The 19,439-nt window shown below is 63.7% G+C and carries 22 protein-coding genes; 10 read left to right on the top strand and 12 right to left on the bottom strand.

From position 1 onward, the window contains the following. Positions 1-11 precede the first annotated feature (11 nt). Positions 12-1,796 carry a stimulus-sensing domain-containing protein gene (locus tag AC4FWB_RS19085; protein ID WP_491027815.1) on the bottom strand — a complete coding sequence of 595 codons (1,785 nt, stop codon included), beginning with the start codon at positions 1,794-1,796 and terminating at the stop codon, positions 12-14. 144 nt (positions 1,797-1,940) lie between these two features. Beyond that, a complete protein-coding gene (locus AC4FWB_RS19080; protein ID WP_006201274.1) occupies positions 1,941-2,642 on the bottom strand; it encodes a response regulator transcription factor in 702 nt (233 codons plus the stop codon). Positions 2,643-2,985: 343 nt separating this feature from the next. On the opposite strand from AC4FWB_RS19080, the gene AC4FWB_RS19075 reads away from it, so the two are divergent. The 5 genes from AC4FWB_RS19075 (at position 2,986) to AC4FWB_RS19055 (ending at position 8,222) form a co-directional block, all read left to right on the top strand. Then, entirely contained in the window at positions 2,986-4,596 is a 1,611-nt protein-coding gene (locus AC4FWB_RS19075; protein ID WP_491027814.1) for a phosphoenolpyruvate carboxykinase, read from the top strand. A gap of 173 nt (positions 4,597-4,769) precedes the next feature. Then, positions 4,770-5,207 carry an alternative ribosome rescue aminoacyl-tRNA hydrolase ArfB gene (gene arfB, locus AC4FWB_RS19070; RefSeq protein WP_491027813.1) on the top strand — a complete coding sequence of 146 codons (438 nt, stop codon included), beginning with the start codon at positions 4,770-4,772 and terminating at the stop codon, positions 5,205-5,207. 190 nt (positions 5,208-5,397) lie between these two features. Further along, complete coding sequence (lysM, locus tag AC4FWB_RS19065; protein ID WP_491027812.1) at positions 5,398-5,868, top strand: peptidoglycan-binding protein LysM; 471 nt, start codon at positions 5,398-5,400, stop codon at positions 5,866-5,868. 296 nt (positions 5,869-6,164) lie between these two features. Continuing rightward, positions 6,165-6,782 (top strand): alpha-ketoglutarate-dependent dioxygenase AlkB family protein, encoded by a 618-nt coding sequence (locus tag AC4FWB_RS19060; RefSeq protein WP_491027811.1) that lies wholly within the window; start codon positions 6,165-6,167, stop codon positions 6,780-6,782. Positions 6,783-7,100: 318 nt separating this feature from the next. Next, positions 7,101-8,222 (top strand): phosphatase PAP2 family protein, encoded by a 1,122-nt coding sequence (locus AC4FWB_RS19055; RefSeq protein ID WP_491027810.1) that lies wholly within the window; start codon positions 7,101-7,103, stop codon positions 8,220-8,222. A gap of 64 nt (positions 8,223-8,286) precedes the next feature. Here the strand turns inward: AC4FWB_RS19055 and coaA are convergent, their stop codons facing one another. From coaA to hisB, 9 genes are all read right to left on the bottom strand, one after another. After that, positions 8,287-9,246: a type I pantothenate kinase gene (gene coaA / locus AC4FWB_RS19050; protein ID WP_491027809.1), complete on the bottom strand. Its 960-nt coding sequence runs from the start codon at positions 9,244-9,246 to the stop codon at positions 8,287-8,289. Between the two features lie 84 nt (positions 9,247-9,330). Further along, positions 9,331-9,654 carry a phosphoribosyl-ATP diphosphatase gene (locus AC4FWB_RS19045; RefSeq protein WP_491027808.1) on the bottom strand — a complete coding sequence of 108 codons (324 nt, stop codon included), beginning with the start codon at positions 9,652-9,654 and terminating at the stop codon, positions 9,331-9,333. A 70-nt stretch (positions 9,655-9,724) separates the two neighbouring features. Beyond that, complete coding sequence (gene hisF / locus AC4FWB_RS19040) at positions 9,725-10,519, bottom strand: imidazole glycerol phosphate synthase subunit HisF (protein ID WP_491027893.1); 795 nt, start codon at positions 10,517-10,519, stop codon at positions 9,725-9,727. Then, positions 10,516-11,355, bottom strand: coding sequence for an arginase family protein (locus AC4FWB_RS19035; RefSeq protein WP_491027807.1), 840 nt, complete (start codon positions 11,353-11,355; stop codon positions 10,516-10,518). Before AC4FWB_RS19035 ends, hisF begins: the two co-directional genes overlap by 4 nt. After that, positions 11,352-12,098 (bottom strand): 1-(5-phosphoribosyl)-5-[(5-phosphoribosylamino)methylideneamino]imidazole-4-carboxamide isomerase, encoded by a 747-nt coding sequence (gene hisA / locus AC4FWB_RS19030; RefSeq protein ID WP_491027806.1) that lies wholly within the window; start codon positions 12,096-12,098, stop codon positions 11,352-11,354. The genes AC4FWB_RS19035 and hisA overlap by 4 nt, the downstream gene beginning before the upstream one ends. Before the next feature lie 2 nt (positions 12,099-12,100). Further along, entirely contained in the window at positions 12,101-12,391 is a 291-nt protein-coding gene (locus AC4FWB_RS19025) for a DUF1330 domain-containing protein (protein ID WP_040972857.1), read from the bottom strand. A gap of 1 nt (position 12,392) precedes the next feature. Further along, entirely contained in the window at positions 12,393-13,043 is a 651-nt protein-coding gene (gene hisH, locus AC4FWB_RS19020; RefSeq protein ID WP_491027805.1) for an imidazole glycerol phosphate synthase subunit HisH, read from the bottom strand. Between the two features lie 2 nt (positions 13,044-13,045). Next, positions 13,046-13,522: a DUF2628 domain-containing protein gene (locus AC4FWB_RS19015; protein WP_491027804.1), complete on the bottom strand. Its 477-nt coding sequence runs from the start codon at positions 13,520-13,522 to the stop codon at positions 13,046-13,048. Between the two features lie 4 nt (positions 13,523-13,526). Then, positions 13,527-14,126, bottom strand: coding sequence for an imidazoleglycerol-phosphate dehydratase HisB (gene hisB, locus AC4FWB_RS19010; RefSeq protein ID WP_491027803.1), 600 nt, complete (start codon positions 14,124-14,126; stop codon positions 13,527-13,529). 209 nt (positions 14,127-14,335) lie between these two features. Here hisB and hslV point away from each other — a divergent pair, with 209 nt between their 5' ends. The 5 genes from hslV to AC4FWB_RS18985 all read left to right on the top strand — a co-directional run bounded on the left by hslV (position 14,336) and on the right by AC4FWB_RS18985 (position 18,596). Then, positions 14,336-14,887 (top strand): ATP-dependent protease subunit HslV, encoded by a 552-nt coding sequence (hslV, locus tag AC4FWB_RS19005; RefSeq protein ID WP_491027802.1) that lies wholly within the window; start codon positions 14,336-14,338, stop codon positions 14,885-14,887. A gap of 50 nt (positions 14,888-14,937) precedes the next feature. Beyond that, a complete protein-coding gene (locus AC4FWB_RS19000; RefSeq protein WP_491027801.1) occupies positions 14,938-15,462 on the top strand; it encodes a GNAT family N-acetyltransferase in 525 nt (174 codons plus the stop codon). 5 nt (positions 15,463-15,467) lie between these two features. Then, the gene (locus tag AC4FWB_RS18995; protein WP_491027800.1) at positions 15,468-16,067 is read left to right on the top strand and encodes a DUF2585 domain-containing protein; all 600 of its coding nucleotides are present in this window, start codon (positions 15,468-15,470) and stop codon (positions 16,065-16,067) included. Positions 16,068-16,069: 2 nt separating this feature from the next. Beyond that, positions 16,070-17,383, top strand: a complete 1,314-nt coding sequence (gene hslU, locus AC4FWB_RS18990; RefSeq protein ID WP_491027799.1) for an ATP-dependent protease ATPase subunit HslU — start codon at positions 16,070-16,072, stop codon at positions 17,381-17,383. A gap of 253 nt (positions 17,384-17,636) precedes the next feature. Beyond that, entirely contained in the window at positions 17,637-18,596 is a 960-nt protein-coding gene (locus AC4FWB_RS18985) for a DUF1402 family protein (protein WP_491027798.1), read from the top strand. A gap of 15 nt (positions 18,597-18,611) precedes the next feature. Here AC4FWB_RS18985 and AC4FWB_RS18980 read toward each other — a convergent pair whose 3' ends face one another. Then, on the bottom strand, positions 18,612-19,418 hold the full coding sequence (locus tag AC4FWB_RS18980; protein ID WP_491027797.1) for a 3-methyl-2-oxobutanoate hydroxymethyltransferase: 807 nt from the start codon (positions 19,416-19,418) through the stop codon (positions 18,612-18,614). Positions 19,419-19,439: the final 21 nt, after the last annotated feature.

Raw genomic sequence — 19,439 nt, 5'->3', positions numbered from 1 at the left:
TCGTGTCTTAATCAGCCTTCGGCCGGCAGCGTCACCACGAAGCGCGCGCCCTTGATCTCGCCGGGCTTGGTGCCGGGGATGTTTTCCGCCGTCAGCGTGCCGCCATGCGCCTCGACGATCTGGCGGCTGATCGACAGGCCCAGGCCGGAGTTCTGGCCGAACGCCTCGCCGGCCGGCCGGTCGGTATAGAAGCGCTCGAAAATGCGGTCGATCTTTTCGGCCCTGATGCCCGGACCATTGTCGTCAACGGTGACGATGTTGAACTTGCCGGCCCGCGCGAGCGAGATGGTGATGTGGCCGTGCTCCTCGGGAACGAAGGAGCGGGCATTCTCGATCAGGTTGGTGATGACCTGGCCGATCCTGAGGTCATGGCCGACGACGACGTAGCCTTTGACGCCCTGCGGCAGCTTGGCGACCTTGAGCTCGATCTCCACCGCCTTCTTGTTGCGGGTCGTCTCGCGCGAGACCGCGATGAGATCGGTGACGAATTTCTTCAGATCGACGGTCGCGGCGTCCTCGCGCGCCAGTTCGGCGTCGAGACGCGAGGCGTCGGAAATATCGGTGATCAATCGGTCGAGGCGCTTCACGTCGTGCTGGATGATCTCCATCAGACGCCCGCGTGAATTCTCGTTCTTCGCCAGCGGCAGCGTCTCCACCGCGCTGCGCAGCGAGGTCAGCGGGTTCTTCAGCTCGTGCGACACGTCGGCGGCGAAGCTTTCGATAGCCTCGATGCGCGCATAGAGCGCGTTGGTCATGTCGCGCACCGCGATCGACAAATTGCCGATCTCGTCCTGACGGTCGGAGAAGTCCGGGATTTCCTCGCGGCTCTTGACGCCGCGCCGCACCCGGACGGCGGCGGCGGAAAGCCGCCGCAACGGATTGGCGATGGTGGAGGCCAGGAGCATCGAGAGGATGGCGGTGACGAGCGCCGCGATGCCGAACACGCGCAGGATCGCCTTGCGCTCGGCCGCCACGATCTTGTCGATGTCGCCGCCTTCGGTGGACAGCATCAGCACGCCGAGGACCGCGCGGAAGCGCTGGATCGGCACCGCCACCGAGACGATCTGCTCGCCCTGCTCGCTCACCCGCACGATGGTCGACGGGCCGCCGGTCAGCGCCTTGACCACTTCGGGGAAGGCCGCGCCATTGCCGCCTGGCTGCTCGTGATAGACGGGCAGGTCCTTGTTGCGGAAGAAGTCGAAGACGAATTTCTCGACGCGCTCCAAAAGGTCCGGCTGCTCGTCGTCGACGGGCGGCAGGTCGTAGCGCAGGATCTGGCCGCGCGAATAAAGATGGCGCGAATCGAGCAGAAGATTTGCGTCGCGGTCATAGATGCGGGCGCGCGTGCGGGTCGGCGAGATCAGGCGTCTGAGCACCGGCGCCACGCGCTCGGGATTGATCGGGAAGTCGAGGTTGTCGAGCTGGTCGGAACCCGGCCCCAGGCTTTCGCCGGCCTGCAGCTCGAGCAGCTTTTCCGGATCGATGCTGATCGAGTCGGTCTCGACCGTCGCCGAGGCCGCGATGGCGCCGGCGATGATCTCGCCTTGCGTCATCAAGCTTTCGACTCGGGCATCGATCAGCCCGTCGCGGAAGGTGTTGAGATAAAGGATGCCGGTGACCAGCACGGCGAGGCCGGCCAGGTTGAGGAACAGGATGCGCCGCGTCAGGCTGGAGAAGATGTGGTGGCCGAGAAACCGGCGCATCGGCACGGTGATCTTCGACACGAATGCGGGCACGATCCGCGGCGGGCGCCTTGTCACGCCCGCCCGCCTGCCTCGCTCTATCTCGACTGCCATCGAATAGCAGGTCCTGCTTGGTTAGTGAGTAGTGAGTAGGCGGTAGAGAATAGAGAAATGGTCGGCTGACTGCGGCTATGCATGAGTGGCCGCTCGCATCATTCAAAACTGACTACCGACTATTCCCTACTGCCTACCGCCTATTCATGCTTCGCGGAACCGGTATCCGACTCCGTACAGGGTTTCGATCATCTCGAAGTCGTCATCGACGGCCTTGAACTTCTTGCGCAGCCGCTTGATGTGGCTGTCAATGGTGCGGTCATCGACATAGACCTGCTCATCATAGGCCGAATCCATCAGCGCATCACGGCTTTTTACCACGCCGGGGCGCTGCGCCAGCGAATGCAGGATCAGGAACTCGGTCACCGTCAGCGTCACCGGCTCGCCCTTCCAGGTGCAGGTGTGGCGTTCCTGGTCCATCACCAGCTGGCCGCGTTCGAGCGAGCGCGCCTGCTGGCTCGGCGCCTTGGCGGCCGCCTCGCGGGCGCTGGTGCGGCGCAGCACCGCGCGGACACGCTCGACCAGCAGGCGCTGCGAGAACGGTTTGCGGATGAAGTCGTCGGCGCCCATCTTGAGGCCGAACAATTCGTCGATCTCGTCGTCCTTAGAGGTCAGGAAGATCACCGGCAGGTCGGACTTCTGCCGCATCCGGCGCAGGAGCTCCATGCCGTCCATGCGCGGCATCTTGATGTCGAGGATGGCGAGGTTCGGCGGACGCGCCGCCAGGCCCTCGAGAGCCGACGCGCCGTCGGTGTAGGTTTCGACGCGGTAGCCTTCGGATTCGAGCGCGATCGACACCGAAGTCAGGATGTTGCGGTCGTCATCGACAAGCGCGATTGTTGCCATTTCAAGCGGCTCCCTCATGAGCGGTCCCTTCTGTCGTCGAGAAGGGGCTTTTGCAGGACAAATTGGGTACAAAATGTGGCACAGGCCCAGTCCGAAGTCACGGGCGGCCTGCCGCTACACACGATCGCACCCGTAACGGGATTGGACGAACGAAGCCTGCCAATCCTTTGGGCAACCTCTGTGATTTTTTGCACATATAAACGATTTAAACAACTTTCAAATTTTTTAAATCGATTAATGATTTGATATCATTCGCCTTTTCTGGTTCTGAACCGATCAGCCCCGTTGGCGGGCTCCGGAAATCCACCGGTCGAATGCGGCCAAAATCCAGAGAGGAAACTTGATGTCGGAAGCCGGCAAACGCAACCCCGACTGCGCCATTGACGTGATCGGTCTGAAGACCACGGGCGCGGTGCGTTACAATTTCGGCGCCGCCGAGCTCTACGAGGAAGCGATCCGCCGCGGCGAGGCGAAATTGACGGCGCAGGGCGCGCTGGTTGCCGAGACCGGCCAGCACACCGGCCGCTCGCCCAAGGACAAGTTCATCGTGCGCGACGACAACACCGGCCCGCATGTCTGGTGGGACAACAACAAGGCGATCTCGCCGACCGAGTTCGAGGCGCTCCATGCCGATTTCCGCGCTCACGCGACGGCCAAGGACCTCTATGTGCAGGACCTCGTCGGCGGCGCCGACGCCGAGCTCCGGTTGCCGGTTCGGGTCGTCACCGAATTCGCCTGGCATTCGCTGTTCATCCGCAATCTCCTAATCCGTCCGCAGGCGGCCGAGCTCGAGCGCTTCGTGCCCGAGATGACGATCATCGATCTGCCGTCCTTCCGCGCCGACCCGGCCCGCCACGGCACCCGCACCGAGACGGTGATCGCGGTCGATCTGACACGCAAGATCGTGCTGATCGGCGGCACGTCCTATGCCGGCGAGATGAAGAAGTCGGTGTTCACCATGCTGAACTACCTGTCGCCGGAAAAGGGCGTGATGCCGATGCATTGCTCGGCCAATGAAGGGCCCGCCGGCGACGCGGCCGTCTTCTTCGGCCTGTCCGGCACCGGCAAGACGACGCTGTCGGCCGACCCGTCGCGCACGCTGATCGGCGACGACGAGCACGGCTGGGGTCCGCAAGGCGTCTTCAACTTCGAAGGCGGCTGCTACGCCAAGACCATCCGGCTCTCGGCCGAGGCGGAGCCGGAGATCTTCGCCACCACGCAGCGCTTCGGCACGGTGCTGGAGAACGTCGTGCTCGACGCCGGCCGCGTGCCGGATTTCGACGACGGCAGCCTCACCGAGAACACGCGCTGCGCCTATCCGCTGGATTACATCCCCAATGCCTCGCGGACCGGCCGCGCCGGCCATCCGAAGAACATCATCATGCTGACCGCCGATGCCTTCGGCGTCATGCCGCCGATCGCCAGGCTGAGCCCGGCGCAGGCGATGTATCACTTCCTCTCCGGCTACACCGCCAAGGTCGCCGGCACCGAGAAGGGCGTCACGGAGCCCGAGGCGACGTTCTCGACCTGCTTCGGCGCGCCCTTCATGCCGCGCCATCCGTCCGAATACGGCAAGCTGCTGCGCGAGCTGATCGCCGGCCACGGCGTCGATTGCTGGCTGGTCAACACCGGCTGGACCGGCGGCGCCTACGGCACCGGCCGCCGCATGCCGATCAAGGTGACGCGCGCCCTGCTGGGTGCCGCGCTCGACGGCTCGCTCAATGCCGCCGAATTCCGCACCGACGCCAATTTCGGCTTCGAGGTGCCGGTGGCGGTTCCGGGCGTCGACGGCACCATTCTCGACCCGCGCTCGACCTGGGCCGACAAGGCGGCCTATGACCGGCAGGCCGCGAAGCTGGTTGGCATGTTCGCGGTCAATTTCGAGAAATTCGAAAAGCATGTCGACGCTGCCATCCTGGGCGCTGCGCCGCATCTGCAGGAGGCGGCCGAATAGCGACGTGTGTTAATCGCCGTCTCAAGCATCGTTCCTCCCGGGCCCGGCTTCTGCCGGGCCCTGGACTTCCGACAAACCGGGCCCGGCTTCTGCCGGATTCTGGACTTCTGACAAACCTGGCCCGGCTTTGCCGGGCCTTTTCTTTTTGCCGCCGCCGCGTCATGACTGCGCGCATGAGCGCCGACGACAGGATCATCATCGCCAATGACGCCGTCATCCATCCGGATGACCTGCATGAGGATTTCATCCGCTCTTCCGGGCCGGGCGGCCAGAACGTCAACAAGGTGGCGACGGCCGTGCAGCTGCGCTTCGACGCGGCGAACGCTTCCGGATTGTCCGATCGCGTGCGGGAACGCGCCATCAGGCTGGCCGGCCAGCGCGCCACCAAGGACGGCGTCATCGTCATCGAAGCCGGGCGATTCCGCACCCAGGAGCAGAACCGCGCCGACGCGCGGGCGCGGCTGACGGCGCTGGTCGCCAAGGCGGCCGAGCCACCGCCGCCGCCGCGCAAGAAGACGAAGCCATCGAAGGGCGCCGTCGAGCGCCGCCTCAAGACCAAGGCGGGGCGCTCGACGGTGAAGAAGCTGCGCGGCCGGATAGAGAACGATTAATGCATGTCGCCCAAAAGTGCGCAGCGGTTTTGGGAGAACGACATGCATCAAACAAAGACTTAAAGCGCGTCGCCTGAATCCGTTTCTGCGCGACGCGTTAAGCACCGCGCCGATTGCGGTTACGAAGCTGCTTCCAATTCTGGGTTGCAGATGGCAAGCTCGGGCTCCCGCCACACGAGGAGACCAAAAGATGGGCATGTTCGATTTCGTCAAAGGCGTCGGCAAGAAGCTTGGCTTCGGCGGCGAGGAAGCTCCACCCAGCGCCGACACGCTCAAGCAGGAGCTCGATTCCCACAAGCTCGGCACCGACGGTGTGCAAGTCGAGATCAAGGGCGACACGGCCGTGCTCAAGGGCACGGTCGAGGATCAGTCGATCTTCGAAAAAGCCGTCATTGCCGTCGGCAACACGCTTGGCGTTTCCAAGGTGCAGGCCGACGAATTGCAGGTCGCGCCTGAAGCCGGCAAGGCGGCAAGCCCGGCCAAGGAGCCGACCTTCTACACCGTCCAGAAAGGCGACAATCTCTGGAAGATCGCCGAAAAAAGCTACGGCAAAGGCCAGGGCGCCAAGAACACCGTCATCTTCGAGGCGAACCGGCCGATGCTGACCCATCCCGACAAGATCTATCCAGGCCAGGTCTTGCGCATCCCCGACCCCGCCTGAGGCATGTTGATATTCAGGTGATGCCGGCCTGCAAACGGTGGGTTCCTGCGCTTCCGGCCTTCGCCGGCCGAAGCGCTCGCGAGTCGTGTAGCGACTAGATTAAGGCTACGGCCGGCGTAGGCCGGTGCTCACGTACTTCAAGTACGCTCCGCTCCGGTTCTCGGAAACCACCGTTCTCGGCTCGGCCTGACCTGAATCTCAACACGCCTCAAACTGCAGGAACGGCGGCTTTCGGGTCGCCGTTTTCCTTCGTCGATGGCATGCTGTGCCGGCGTCAATCGAAGAGACCGTGGTCCATGCTCGTTCTGCCCAAGGGCGTTCGCCATATGCCGGGCTATCTGCCGCGCCCGGCGCAGGAAGCGCTGGTCGAGGAGATCAGGCGCGTCGTGCAGGCGGCGCCGCTCTATGTGCCGGCCATGCCGCGCACCGGCAAGGAGATGAGCGTGCGCATGACCAATTGCGGCGCGCTCGGCTGGGTGACGGACCGCGAGCGCGGCTATCGCTACCAGCCAACGCACCCGGTGACGGGTCAGCCGTGGCCGGCGATCCCCGAAGCCTTGCTAAAAGTGTGGCGCGAGGTCTCGGCCTATGCACATCCGCCTGAGGCCTGCCTCGTCAATTTCTATTCGGCGGACGCCAAGATGGGCTTGCACCAGGACCGCGACGAGCAGGATTTCGCAGCACCTGTCGTCTCGGTATCGCTGGGCGACGACTGTCTGTTCCGGGTCGGCCAGACCTCGCGCGAAGGCGCCACCAAGTCGTTCAGGCTGAGGAGCGGCGATGTCGTCGTGCTCGGTGGCGAGGGGCGCCTCTCATTCCACGGCGTCGACCGCATCTACCCCGCGACATCGGCGCTGCTGAAGAACGGGGGCCGTATCAATCTGACGCTGCGGCGGGTGACGGTGCCCGGCTGACGGCAGGCGGGGCGTTAAAGCATTTCTCCCGAAAGTGGACCCGGTTTCGGGACAAAGACATGCGTAAAATCAAAGACCTAAAGCGCACTGAGCGAATCTGAAAGATCGCGATGCGCTTTAGGCCGATTGGCCCGGCCGCGCCGGCTTCGCCGCAGCTAACTGAATCTACAGATTTCTCCCATAGACCGAGCGGTGTCGGGGGAACCGCGGGGCGCGCGGCTCGCCCGCAATCGCAGGGAAAGCACGGACGCGGGGCCGAAAAAGCGATTCCAGCCAGAGCGAAATCGCTTGGTGCATTCCGGTATCAGGGCTTGGGCAATGGTTATAACGCGATCAATTTTCAATCGCTCCTGGGCGATCGTCGGCGCGGCGGCGCAGCTCGTCCGCAGGGATTCGGGCCTTTACCTCATAATTGCCGCCTACACCTTGGCCGGGCTGGTTTTTCTTCATGCCGTCGGCGCGGATGACCGCAGCGCGTACTCGATATATTTTGTGGACTGGATAAAACTCAACTGTCTGGTATTCCCCATATTTGTCGTCATTTTTGACGCGATCCTCATCTTGTACCGCTTCAACTCCCGGCGGCCTCTTGTCGTGAAAGCGACGTTTTCCAACAGCCGGTTGGCATATTTCCTGTCCGGACTGTGCCTTCTCGTGGCGCTGATGATCTTCCAGGGCACGTTCACGTCGATAAAAAACGTCATGCCTGTCTGGCAGGGCGGTTTTCGGTTCGATGTCGTGCAGGCCGACATCGATAACTTCCTGCATTTTGGCGTTGATCCGTGGCGCTGGCTCCACGCAGTGGCCAAAAATGACACGGTACGCGTCCTGGTGGAGTGGAACTACAACGCCCTGTGGTTCCTGCTCAATTTCACCGCCCTGTTCTTTGTCGCGACATCGCCCATGGTGGCATCAATTCGGACGCGCTACCTGGTCTGCTTCATGGCAGTCTGGATTGTGGTCGGAAACGTGCTGGCAGCACTGTTCCTGTCGGCTGGCCCGGCATTCTACGGCCTCGTGACGGGAGACACCGCGCGGTTTGGCGAACAGCTCGCCTTCCTGGCCAAAGGGCTCGGAGCGCCCAACTCCGCTGTTTCCAATCAGAATTACCTGTGGTCGCTGAATGAAGCCGGGCAGACGGGTTTTGCTTCGGGCATTTCGGCGTTTCCCAGCGTCCATGTCGCTTTGGTGACGCTTAACGCGCTGTTCCTGCGCGAATACAACCGCTATCTCGGCGCGCTGGCGTTCCTCTATGTGGCCTTTGTCGCGGCCAGTTCGGTCTATCTGGCCTGGCACTATGCGATCGACGGCTATGTTGCCGCTTCCGTGACGCTGCTCATCTATGTCGTGGCCCGCAAGCTGGTCCCGGCGGATCGCCGGTCGCCGGCGCTGCACACGCAACCCGCTGCCCGCCCCGAGGCGGTCCTCGCGATTTCGTGAGCCTCGGGACGGGCCACGCAATTTTGCGGAATTGCCCCGGTCGACCGACGCCCCGGCAGGATGGTCAAAGCTTCCGCAGCGCCACTTCCTCGACCAGGTGGTTGGCGCCCTTGCGCAGGATCAGGTCGGCGCGCGCCCTGGTCGGCAGGATATTCTCGCGCAGGTTCTTCAGGTTGATGTTGCTCCACAGACCCTCGGCGATGGCGCGCGCGGCGTCCTCCGAGAGCTGGGAATAGCGGTGGAAGAAGGAGTCCGGATTGCGGAAGGCGGTCTCGCGCAGGCGCATGAAACGCTGGATATACCACTGGTGGATCAGCTTCTCGTCGGCATCGATATAGATGGCGAAGTCGAAGAAGTCCGACAGGAACGGCACGATCTTGCCGTCCTTCGGCAATTTGCCCGGCTGCAAAACGTTTATGCCTTCGAAGATCAGAATGTCCGGCCTGTCGATGGTGACGAATTCGCCGGGAATGACGTCATAGGTCAGGTGCGAATAGACCGGCGCGCGGACGTCGCGCTGCGCCGACTTGATGCCGGACAGGAATCGCAGCAGCGCGCCGACGTCATAGCTTTCGGGAAAGCCCTTGCGCTCCATCAGACTGTCGCGGCGCAGGATCTCGTTGGGCAAAAGGAAGCCGTCGGTGGTGATGAGATCGACCTTGGGGCTCGACGGCCAGCGCGCCAGCAATTCCTTGAGCACGCGGGCCGTGGTCGATTTGCCGACCGCGACCGAGCCGGCGATGCCGATGATGAAGGGCGTCTTGACGACATCCTGCGCCTTGAAGAAGGCCTGCCGCTGCCGAAACAGAAGCTGGCTCGCCTCGACATGCGCCGAAAGCAGGCGGGAAAGCGACAAATAGATGCGCTTGACCTCTTCGAGGTCGACCGGGTCGTTGAGCGAACGCAGCCGCTCGATCTCGTCCTCGGTCAGCGTCAGCGGCGTGTCGGCGCGGAACTGCGACCATTGCTCGGCGGAGAAGAAACGAAAGGGGGAGTATTTCTCGGTCGGAGCAAGCTGGTCCATCGAGTCTCCTGCCCTCCTAGAGCATGATGCCGAAAAGTGCGAAGCGGTTTTCGGGCGACATCATGCTCTATCCGTCTCTTTCGATCAGCCCCGGGGCCGGGACGCCTTTTCGGCGACGCCCGAGCGGCCGGTGCGGCCCTCGAGCTCCTTCAGCACGTCGTCCAAAGGAATGCCGGCGATGCCGAGGACGACCAGCCAATGATATATAAGATCGGCGCTTTCCGAAACGAGGGCCTGCCTGTCGCCGCGAACGGCGGCGATCACGGTCTCGACCGCTTCCTCGCCGAGCTTCTGCGCCGCCTTGTCCATGCCCTTGGCGAAGAGTTTCGCCGTCCATGACTCCGGGTCGCCGGAATGGGCGCGCTGATGGATGATCGTTTCCAGCTCGGCGAGCGAAAATTGAGCCATGGCAGTCATCTATCTGCTTGTTTAAGCGTGATCTTTTCCGGAAGCCGGTTCCCACTTTCGGGATCATGCTTTAAGCCCGATGGACGGGCGAGTCCAGCCGCATCGGCAGGCCGGCTCTGGCCATATGCGCCTTGGCCTCGGCGATGGTGTAGGTGCCGAAATGGAAGATCGAGGCGGCAAGCACGGCGCCCGCATGGCCGTCGCGAATGCCCTCGACCAGGTGATCGAGCGTGCCGACGCCGCCCGAAGCGATGACCGGCACGCGCACCGCGTCGGCGATGGCGCGGGTGAGCGCGATGTCGTAGCCGGCCTTGGTGCCGTCGCGGTCCATCGAGGTCAGCAGGATCTCGCCGGCGCCGCGATCGACCATCCGCCTGGCGAATTCGACCGCGTCGATGCCGGTCTTTTCGCGTCCGCCATGGGTGAAGATCTCCCAGCGGTCGGCTTCGCCCGCCGCCGACACCTTCTTGGCGTCGATGGCAACGACAATGCACTGGTTGCCGAACTTGTCGGCGGCCTCGGCGACGAAATCCGGGTTCTTCACCGCCGCCGTGTTGATCGACACCTTGTCGGCCCCGGCCAGAAGCAGCTTGCGGATGTCGGCCACCTGGCGCACGCCGCCGCCGACGGTGAGCGGCATGAAGCATTGTTCGGCCGTGCGGGCGACGACGTCGAAGATCGTCTCGCGGTTGTCGGACGAGGCGGTGATGTCGAGGAAGCAGAGCTCGTCGGCGCCCGCCGCATCATAGGCCTTGGCGGCCTCGACCGGATCGCCGGCATCGACCAGGTCGACGAAATTGACGCCCTTGACGACACGGCCGTTCTTGACGTCGAGGCAGGGAATGACGCGGGCCTTCAGCATCAGCGCCCCTCCATGGTCGACAGCAGGTCGACCACCAACTGGCCGACCAGCGGCGGCACGTCGCCCTTCGGGTCGAAGGCCGGATCGTAGGCGGAGATGGTGAGCCCGGCGATGGTCAGCGGGCCGGCAAGACCGCACATGGCCGCCCGCACCTGTTCGGGCGCCGGACCGCCGGGCGTGGTGTAGCGATTGGCCTGCAGCTCTTCGGGGTCATGAACGTCGAGATCGATATGCATGTGGACACGGCTTGCGCCATCGGCTTTAAGCCTTTGCGCCGCGGTCGACCATCCAGGGCACTCGGTCCGGATAATGGGCAGCTTTTCCAGCAGATCCTTCTCCGCTGTGTCGAGGTCGCGTGCGTTGACCAGAACGCAGTGGGATGGATCGATCGCCTTGAAGCCGGGGATCTGCGCTGCCATCGGTCGCCAGCACAGGCCAAGCATGGTTGCCAGCGCCATGCCGTCGAGAAAGCCGGAGGTAGAGGTGTCGGGCGTGTTGAGGTCGCCGTGCTGGTCGGCCCAGATGATGGCGTCGGCGCCTTCGCCGGCTACCGCGCCGGCGCTGGTCAGGCAGTTGCCGGCCAGAACGATGGGGAACCGCCCATTGTCCAGCGCGATGCGAACCTCGCCCGAAACGGCGTTGCAGACGGCAAATCCAGTGCCGATCTCGCGCTCCTGCTCGTCCTCGACCACCTTGCCGATGTCATGCACGTCAACGTCGTGACCGGCGAGCTTCAGCGCCTCGGCCAGCCCGCCGGCGATGAGCGCGTCGGGGCCTTGGCCGCAGCCGCCGTGATAGTGGCCGCTGTCATAGGACGCCAGGATGATCGAGATGTTCACGTTCTTGCCTCCGCCGCTTCGCCGCGCAGGATCGCCAGTGCCTCCGCCGGGTCGATGCGCCCGTCATAGAGCGCGCGGCCGGAGATCGCGCCCTCGAGCCTCCTAGCATCGGGCATGGTCATGCGCACGATGTCGGCGATCGAGGCGAGCCCGCCGGAGGCGATCACCGGGATCGACACCGCGTCGGCGAGGTCGATGGTGGCGTCCCAGTTGATGCCGGAGAGCACGCCGTCGCGGTCGATGTCGGTGTAGATGATGGCGGCGACGCCCGCGCCCTCGAATTTCTTCGCCAGCTCGATGACGCCGAGTTCCGAGGCTTCCGCCCAGCCTTCGACGGCGACCTTGCCGCCCTTGGCGTCGATGCCGACCGCAATCTTGCCGGGAAAGGTCCTGCAGGCTTCCTTCACCAGTTCGGGCTCGCGCACCGCCACCGTGCCCAGGATGACGCGCGCCAGGCCGCGGTCCAGCCAGTCTTCGATCTGCTCCAGCCTGCGGATGCCGCCGCCGAGCTGCACCGGATTCTTCGTCGCCTTGAGAATGGCGCCGACCGCCGCGGAATTGACGCTCTGGCCCTTGAACGCGCCGTTGAGGTCGACGACGTGCAGCCACTCGAAGCCCTGCTCCTCGAAGGCTCTCGCCTGGGCCGCCGGGTCATCGTTGTAGATCGTGGCGGTCGCCATGTCGCCATGCTTCAGGCGCACGCATTTGCCGTCCTTGAGGTCTATTGCCGGAAACAGGATCACGATCAGGCGCCCTCGACGATGACGAAATGGCCGGTCGACGCCGCCAGCCGGAATTTCAAGGCTTCCTGGTATTCCGGCGACTCATAGCAGGCGAGCGCCGTTTCGTAGGACGAAAACTCCACCACCACATGGCGGTTCCCGGTTGGCCCTTCCGGATTTGTGTAGCGTCCTGCCCGGACCGGAAACTTGGCGCCATATTTGGCGAAGGCTTTTGCGTTGGCCTCGATGTAGTTCTTGTAGGCCCCCGGGTCGCGGACATCGATCATGGCGATCCAATAGCCCTTCTTGCTCATGCTACGGCCTCCACCTCAGGAAATTGGCGATCAGCGCCAGGCCGAGCGCCTGGCTCTTTTCGGGATGGAACTGCGTGCCGGCGAGGTTGTCGCGGGCAACGGCCGCCGTGACCGGGCCGCCATAGTCGGCGGTCGCCAGCACCTCGCCAGGGTTCCTCGCCTCCAGATGATAGGAATGGACGAAATAGGCATGCAGGCCCTTTGGACCGGTCTCGATGCCCGAAAACAGCGGATGCTTGCGTGCGAGCTCGATCGTGTTCCAGCCGATCTGCGGGATCTTCAGCGCCGGATCCGCCGGCGTGATTTCCTTGACGTCGCCGGAAATCCAGCCGAAGCCCTTTGTGATCGTCTTCTCGAGGCCGCGTTCCGACATCAATTGCATGCCGACGCAGATGCCGAGGAAGGGCCGTCCTTTGCGAAGCGCCACCTCTTCCACCGCTTCCCACATGCCGGCAACGGCATGCAGGCCGGCGGCGCAGTCGGCATAGGCGCCGACGCCCGGCAAAACGATGCGGTCGGCGCTGCGCACCCGTTCGGCGTCGGCCGTCAGGTCGATGGTCGCGGCAATGCCAGCCTCATGCGCGGCGCGCTCGAACGCCTTGGTGGCCGAGCGCAGATTGCCCGAGCCGTAGTCGATGATTGCTACCCGCATATTCAGGGCCTTCCCGGCGTATGGGTCAGCCCAAGCGCCATGCCTGTCTGGGCGGGGCGCGCCAGGCTCGGGTCGGGAACGATGCGCGGCATGGATGCCGGCTCTTCCTCCTGTTCACCGACTTCCAGCACGTAGCGCGCCTCGGCGCCGCCAAAATTGCCGGCCTCGACCACGCCCCATTCACGCCAGCCGCGGCGGCGCAGCGCCGATATCCGCAGGCCCTGCCCTTCGAGCCCGACATAGAGCGACACCAGCAGCGACAGGGCCGATCCGGCCCATTCGAGGCCGAGCTTTTCGCCGAGCGCCGACAGGATCGCCATGACGGCGAAGGTGAGCAAGGCCTCGATCCACAACCGATGCCAGGCGAGCCAGATCGGCGAGAACAGGAACCCGAGCCAGGTAAAGCCGTCGCGCACCAGGATCGCGTCCTCGGCCTTGTTGCTGCCCGCCGGCGGCTCCATCACGACATAGATGGCCATAGGGCTATCCTTTCAGGGATCCCTTGGTGGACGGCACCACATCGGGCTGGCGCGGGTCGGGCTCCAGCGCCGCGCGCAACGCCCTCGCCACCGCCTTGAAGCAGGTCTCGGCGATATGGTGGTTGTTGGCACCGTAATGGTTGGTCACATGCAGCGTGATGCCGGCATTCTGCGCCAGCGCCTGGAAGAACTCGCGCACCAGTTCGGTATCGAAGGTGCCGATCTTCGGCGACGAGAAGGATGCGTTCCAGACCAGGAACGGCCGGCCGGAGACGTCGATCGCCGCTCTTGTCAGCGTCTCGTCCATGGCAAGATCGATCGAGGCGTAGCGCATGATGCCGCGCCGCTCGCCCAAAGCCTTGCTCAGCGCCTGGCCGATTGCGATGCCGGTATCCTCGACGGTGTGGTGGTCGTCGATGTGCAGATCGCCCTTCGCCTTGATCGTCATGTCGATCAGCGAATGGCGCGACAACTGGTCGAGCATATGGTCGAAGAAGCCGACGCCTGTCGCGATGTCGGATTTGCCCTTGCCGTCGACATGGACCGACACCGAAATCTCGGTTTCCCTGGTCTTGCGGCTCACTTCGGCGGAACGCGACGGCATCGCTCTGTCCTTATCCAGAGGTCATGGGCTTGAAAACGAGAGCCTTCTATCAGCATGATCCGGCGATTGCCAGTTGCCATTCCGGACGGTATCGGCCTAGCCGAAGGGCGGTTTGCAATCACTCGTCCCATGCATACATATGGCAATCAAACGTCACTCGTACCGCGCCAATCGCCTTTGAAAAGGGATAGCGCGAATCGGAGCTGGAAATGTCGAATGAACTGACCATGCACGCCACGACCATCGTCAGCGTGCGCAAGGGCAACAAGGTTGTGATCGCCGGCGACGGCCAGGTCAGCCTTGGCCAGACCATCATGAAGGGCAACGCCCGCAAGGTGCGCCGCATCGGCAAGGGTGGCAGCGTCATTGCCGGTTTCGCCGGCGCCACCGCCGACGCCTTCACCCTGCTCGAACGCCTCGAAGCCAAGCTCGAACAATATCCGGACCAGCTGACGCGCGCCTGCGTCGAGCTCGCCAAGGACTGGCGCACCGACCGCTATCTGCGCCGGCTGGAAGCTATGATGCTGGTCGCCGACAAATCGGTCTCGCTGGCGCTGACCGGCACCGGCGACGTGCTCGAGCCCGAACATGGCGTCATGGCCATCGGCTCCGGCGGCAATTACGCGCTGGCGGCTGCCCGCGCGCTGATGGACACCGACAAGGACGCCGAGGAGATCGCCCGCAAGGCGATGCAGATCGCCGCCGACATCTGCGTCTACACCAACAACAGCTTCGTCGTCGAAACGCTCGATGCCGCCTGAGGCGGCCGGCCATGATCCCAAAAGGTGGGAACCGGTTTTTGGAAAAGATCATGGTCGAACAAGAAGATAGCTACGATTTTCGGCCGGTCACCGAGAAGGACCTGCCGATGATCGCTGCTTGGCTTGCCGAGCCGCATGTCGCCGCATGGTGGGACGATCCGGAAAAGGAAATCGCCGAGATCCGCGCGCATATCTCTTCGGTTTCGGTGGAGCCGCTGATCGTCGAGCTCGACGGCAGGCCGATCGCCTACCTGCAGAGCTACGATCCGCATCTCGAGGACGACCATCCTTACGCCGACCAGCCATTCGGCACGCTGGGCATCGATCTGTCGATCGGCCCGGCCGAACTGGTCGGCATCGGCCATGGCTCGGCGATTGTCCGCCAGTTCGTCGAGGAACTGTTCGAGGAAGGCGCGCCACGCGTCATCATCGACCCGCATCCGGACAACGGCCGGGCGATCCGCGCCTATCAAAAGGCCGGCTTCAGGCCGATCGGCCGCAGGCAATCGCAATATGGGGACGTCGTGCTGATGGCCGTCGACGCGGCCCAAGCCGACACAGAAGAGGGGGACTGACCGCAATGACCGCATCCGGGGAAGACAAGACGCTTTCCGCGTACGAAGACAGCTGGCGGATGGGGCTGCTGCTGGTGCTGGCGCTGATCATTTTTCAGGCCGGCGCTCTCTATGGCATGGGCCATCCGCCGATCTGCACCTGCGGCTACGTCAAGCTCTGGCACGGCGTGGTGAACAGCTCGGAGAACTCCCAGCACATCGCCGACTGGTACACCTTCTCGCACATCATCCACGGCTTCCTGTTCTATGCGCTGGCCACATTCCTGTTTCCACGCTCGCCGGTCGGGCTGAGGCTCGCCTTCGCCGTCCTCATCGAAGGCGGCTGGGAGTTGCTGGAAAACAGCCCCTTCATCATTGACCGCTACCGCGCTGGCACCATCTCGCTCAATTATTACGGCGACAGCGTCATCAACTCGGTGTCCGACACGCTGTTCATGGTGCTGGGATTTGTGATGGCGCGAAAGCTTCCTATATGGGTGATCGTTGCCCTGGCTCTCATCTTCGAGTTCGGCACGGGCTACATCATCCGGGACAATCTGACGCTCAACGTGATCATGCTGCTGCATCCGTTCGAGTCCATCAAGCAGTGGCAAAGTGGAATTTGAGTATGAGCACCTTCTCCCCCCGCGAAATCGTTTCGGAACTCGACCGCTTCATCATCGGCCAGAAGGACGCCAAGCGCGCCGTGGCGATCGCCTTGCGCAACCGCTGGCGCCGCCAGCAGCTGGAAGGCCAGATGCGCGAAGAGGTGATGCCGAAGAACATCCTGATGATCGGCCCGACCGGCGTCGGCAAGACCGAGATCTCGCGCCGCCTGGCACGCCTTGCCGGCGCGCCTTTCGTCAAGGTCGAGGCCACCAAGTTCACCGAGGTCGGCTATGTCGGCCGCGACGTCGAGCAGATCGTGCGCGATCTGGTCGAGGTCGCCATCGGCTTGGCGCGCGAGAAGATGCGCGAGGACGTCAAGGCGCGCGCGCAGGTCAACGCCGAGGAGCGCGTTCTGGAAGCCCTTGTCGGCAAGACGGCAAGCCCCGCCACCCGCGACTCCTTCCGCAAGAGGCTGCGCGACGGCGAGCTCGACGACAAGGAGATCGAGATCGAGGTGGCCGACACCGGCACCGGCGGCATGCCGGGCTTCGAGATCCCTGGCATGCCCGGCGCCAATATCGGCGTGCTCAACATCAACGACATGCTGTCGAAGGCGATGGGGGGCCGCAAGACCAAGAGCCGCAAGACCACGGTGCGCGATTCCTATTCGCTGCTCGTCAATGACGAGTCCGACAAGCTGCTCGACCAGGACGAGGTGGTGCGCCAGGCGCTGGAATCGGCCGAGAATGACGGCATTGTCTTCATCGACGAGATCGACAAGATCGCGTCGCGCGAGGGCGGCATCGGCGCCGGCGTTTCACGTGAAGGCGTGCAGCGCGACCTGCTGCCGCTGGTCGAGGGCACCACGGTCGCGACCAAATACGGGCCGATCAAGACGGATCACATCCTGTTCATCGCCTCGGGCGCGTTCCACGTTTCCAAGCCGTCGGATCTGCTGCCGGAACTGCAGGGCCGCCTGCCGATCCGCGTCGAGCTGCGCGCGCTGGAGAAGGAGGATTTCGTCCGCATCCTCACCGAGACCGAGGCCAGCCTCATCAAGCAGTACATCGCGCTGATGAAGACCGAGGGCGTCGATCTCGTCTTCACCGACGACGCCATCGATTCGCTGGCCGGCATCGCCGTCGATCTCAACGCAAGCGTCGAGAACATCGGCGCCAGGCGCCTGCAGACGGTGATGGAGCGCGTTCTGGACGAGATCTCCTACGACGCGCCGGACCGCAACGGCACGGCGGTCACCATCGATGCCGACTATGTGCAGAAGCATGTCGGCGACCTGTCGCGGAACACCGACCTGTCGCGATTCATCCTCTGATCGCTGGGTTCACCTCGGGCCGGCACATGTGCCGGCCCGAAATCCAAAGTGTGGCCAAATGGAAGCAACTGGCCACCATTCTTGGTGGCAGGCCAAAGCCTTCTCTCGACTCTCCTGCCGCCTTTACCTAGGTTGCCGCCGATTTCGAAAGCAATTTCAGGAAAAGTGCGCAGCGGTTTTCCGTCCGAAATTGTGTAAAAATAAGTGGTTGGAACGGATCGGCGATAGCTGAGCCGGTCCAGAGCGGCGGCGCATGAAGAAGCTTGTACTCCTCTTTCTCGGCCTGGCTTTGGCGTCGGCTATATCGATAGCCGACGCGGCGACCATGGTGCCGCCGGGCAACCGCAACGGCGTGCAGCCCGACATTCCCGGCGCGTCCAGCCGGCGCACCCAGGCCACCAACACCACCTTCCAGGCCAAGTACCGCAAGGTCTACGCGCTGCTGCAGAACGATGCCGAGCTTCGGGCCAAGATCAGGAAGACGGCAGCGGCCTACGGCATCGATCCGATGCACATCGTCGGCGCCATCGTCGGTGAGCACACCTACAATGTCGACGCTTACGATCGGCTGCAGACCTATTACGTCAAGGCGATGTCGTATCTGTCGAGCAAGCTCACCTTCGCCTATGACGGCGAGGATGTCAGCGATTTCGTCCAGCGGCCCGAATTCAAGAAATGCGCCGGCATGGACGACAGCTACGATCTTTGGGAGTGCCGCGAGCAGGTGTGGAACCACGCCTTCCGCGGCAAGACCGTCGGCGGGACGAGCTTCCCCAATGACCGCTTCGGCGCCACGTTCTTCCAGCCCTACTATGCCGGCCAGACCTTCGGCCTCGGCCAGCTCAACCCGCTGACGGCGCTGCAGATGAGCGACATCGTGCACAAAGTGTCCGGCCTGCCGGAGCTCGACGTCGGGGATCCCAACTCGGTCTACAAGACCATCATGGATCCCGACCTGACGCTGCCTTACGTCGCGGCGACCATCAGGAAGTCGATCGATGCGTACCGGACCATCGCCGGCTTCGACATCTCGCACAATCCGGGCCTGACCGCCACGCTCTACAATGTCGGCAATCCCGAGCAGCGCGCCTATGCGCTGAAGGAAGAGAACGAGAAGCGCCGCGCCGCAGGGGAACCGGAGAAGCTGCCCGAGGAGAACTATTACGGCTGGCTGGTCAACGACAAGCTGGACGAATTGAAGGCGCTGTTCTGAGGAACGGTTGCGCTGCTACGGCTGGGATTCCAGAAACGCCTCGAACTTCTGCAATTCCTGAGGGTCCGCCTCGACGATGTGCTGTGGCGCCGGATAGGCGCCGGATTGGATGTCGGCAGCATATTCGCGGAAGGCGGCGATGCGTTCGTTCTGGAGCCGGTCGAATTCCGCCGCGAAGTCGCGGTAGCGCTTGGCGTGGCGCGGATAGCGGCCGCGGTTGGAGCCGAGCACATCTTCCGAGAACAGATACTGAGCATCGCAACCCGCGCCGGCGCCCATCGAGATCATGATGAGTGGCGTGCGCCGCGAGATCGCGGCAGCGACGCTCGCAGGCACCACCTCGATTTCGGCGGCGAAGGCGCCGGCCACTTCGAGGTCCTTCACCTGCTTCCATACAAAGGCAGCGCTCTCGGCCGTCTTGCCGACCGCCTTGAAGCCGCCCGTCCAGGTCGCGTGCGCGGGGATCAGGCCGACATGGCCGCAGACCGGGATGTGCTCGTCGCGCAGGCGGCGGATGGTCTGCAGACTGGCCGAGCAATACATGGCGTCGGCGCTCGCCGCGCGCAGCTTCACCGCCATGCGGAGGATCTCGTCGGTAGTGGCGCCCAGCTTGACACGTTCGTCGCCGGGAATGGCAAAGCAGGTCGGCGCGGCGTCGCGAAAACGCGGATCGAACATCACGTCATAGGTGACCGAGATGATGTCGATGCCGGCACGCTCGGCGGCCTCGGCCTCCTCCAGCGAGAAGACGCGGAGCTTCGAAAGCTGGCGCCTGCCCTTCAGCGCTTGCAAATCGGCGACCGTCGGTCTGCTGCGTGCCATCTTCGTCCCCTCAAAAATGTT

The sequence above is a fragment of the Mesorhizobium sp. LEGMi-168a genome (genome assembly GCF_058312955.1).
The sequence above is the reverse complement of the archived record's forward strand: the minus strand, read 5'-3'. Positions and strand labels throughout refer to the sequence as shown.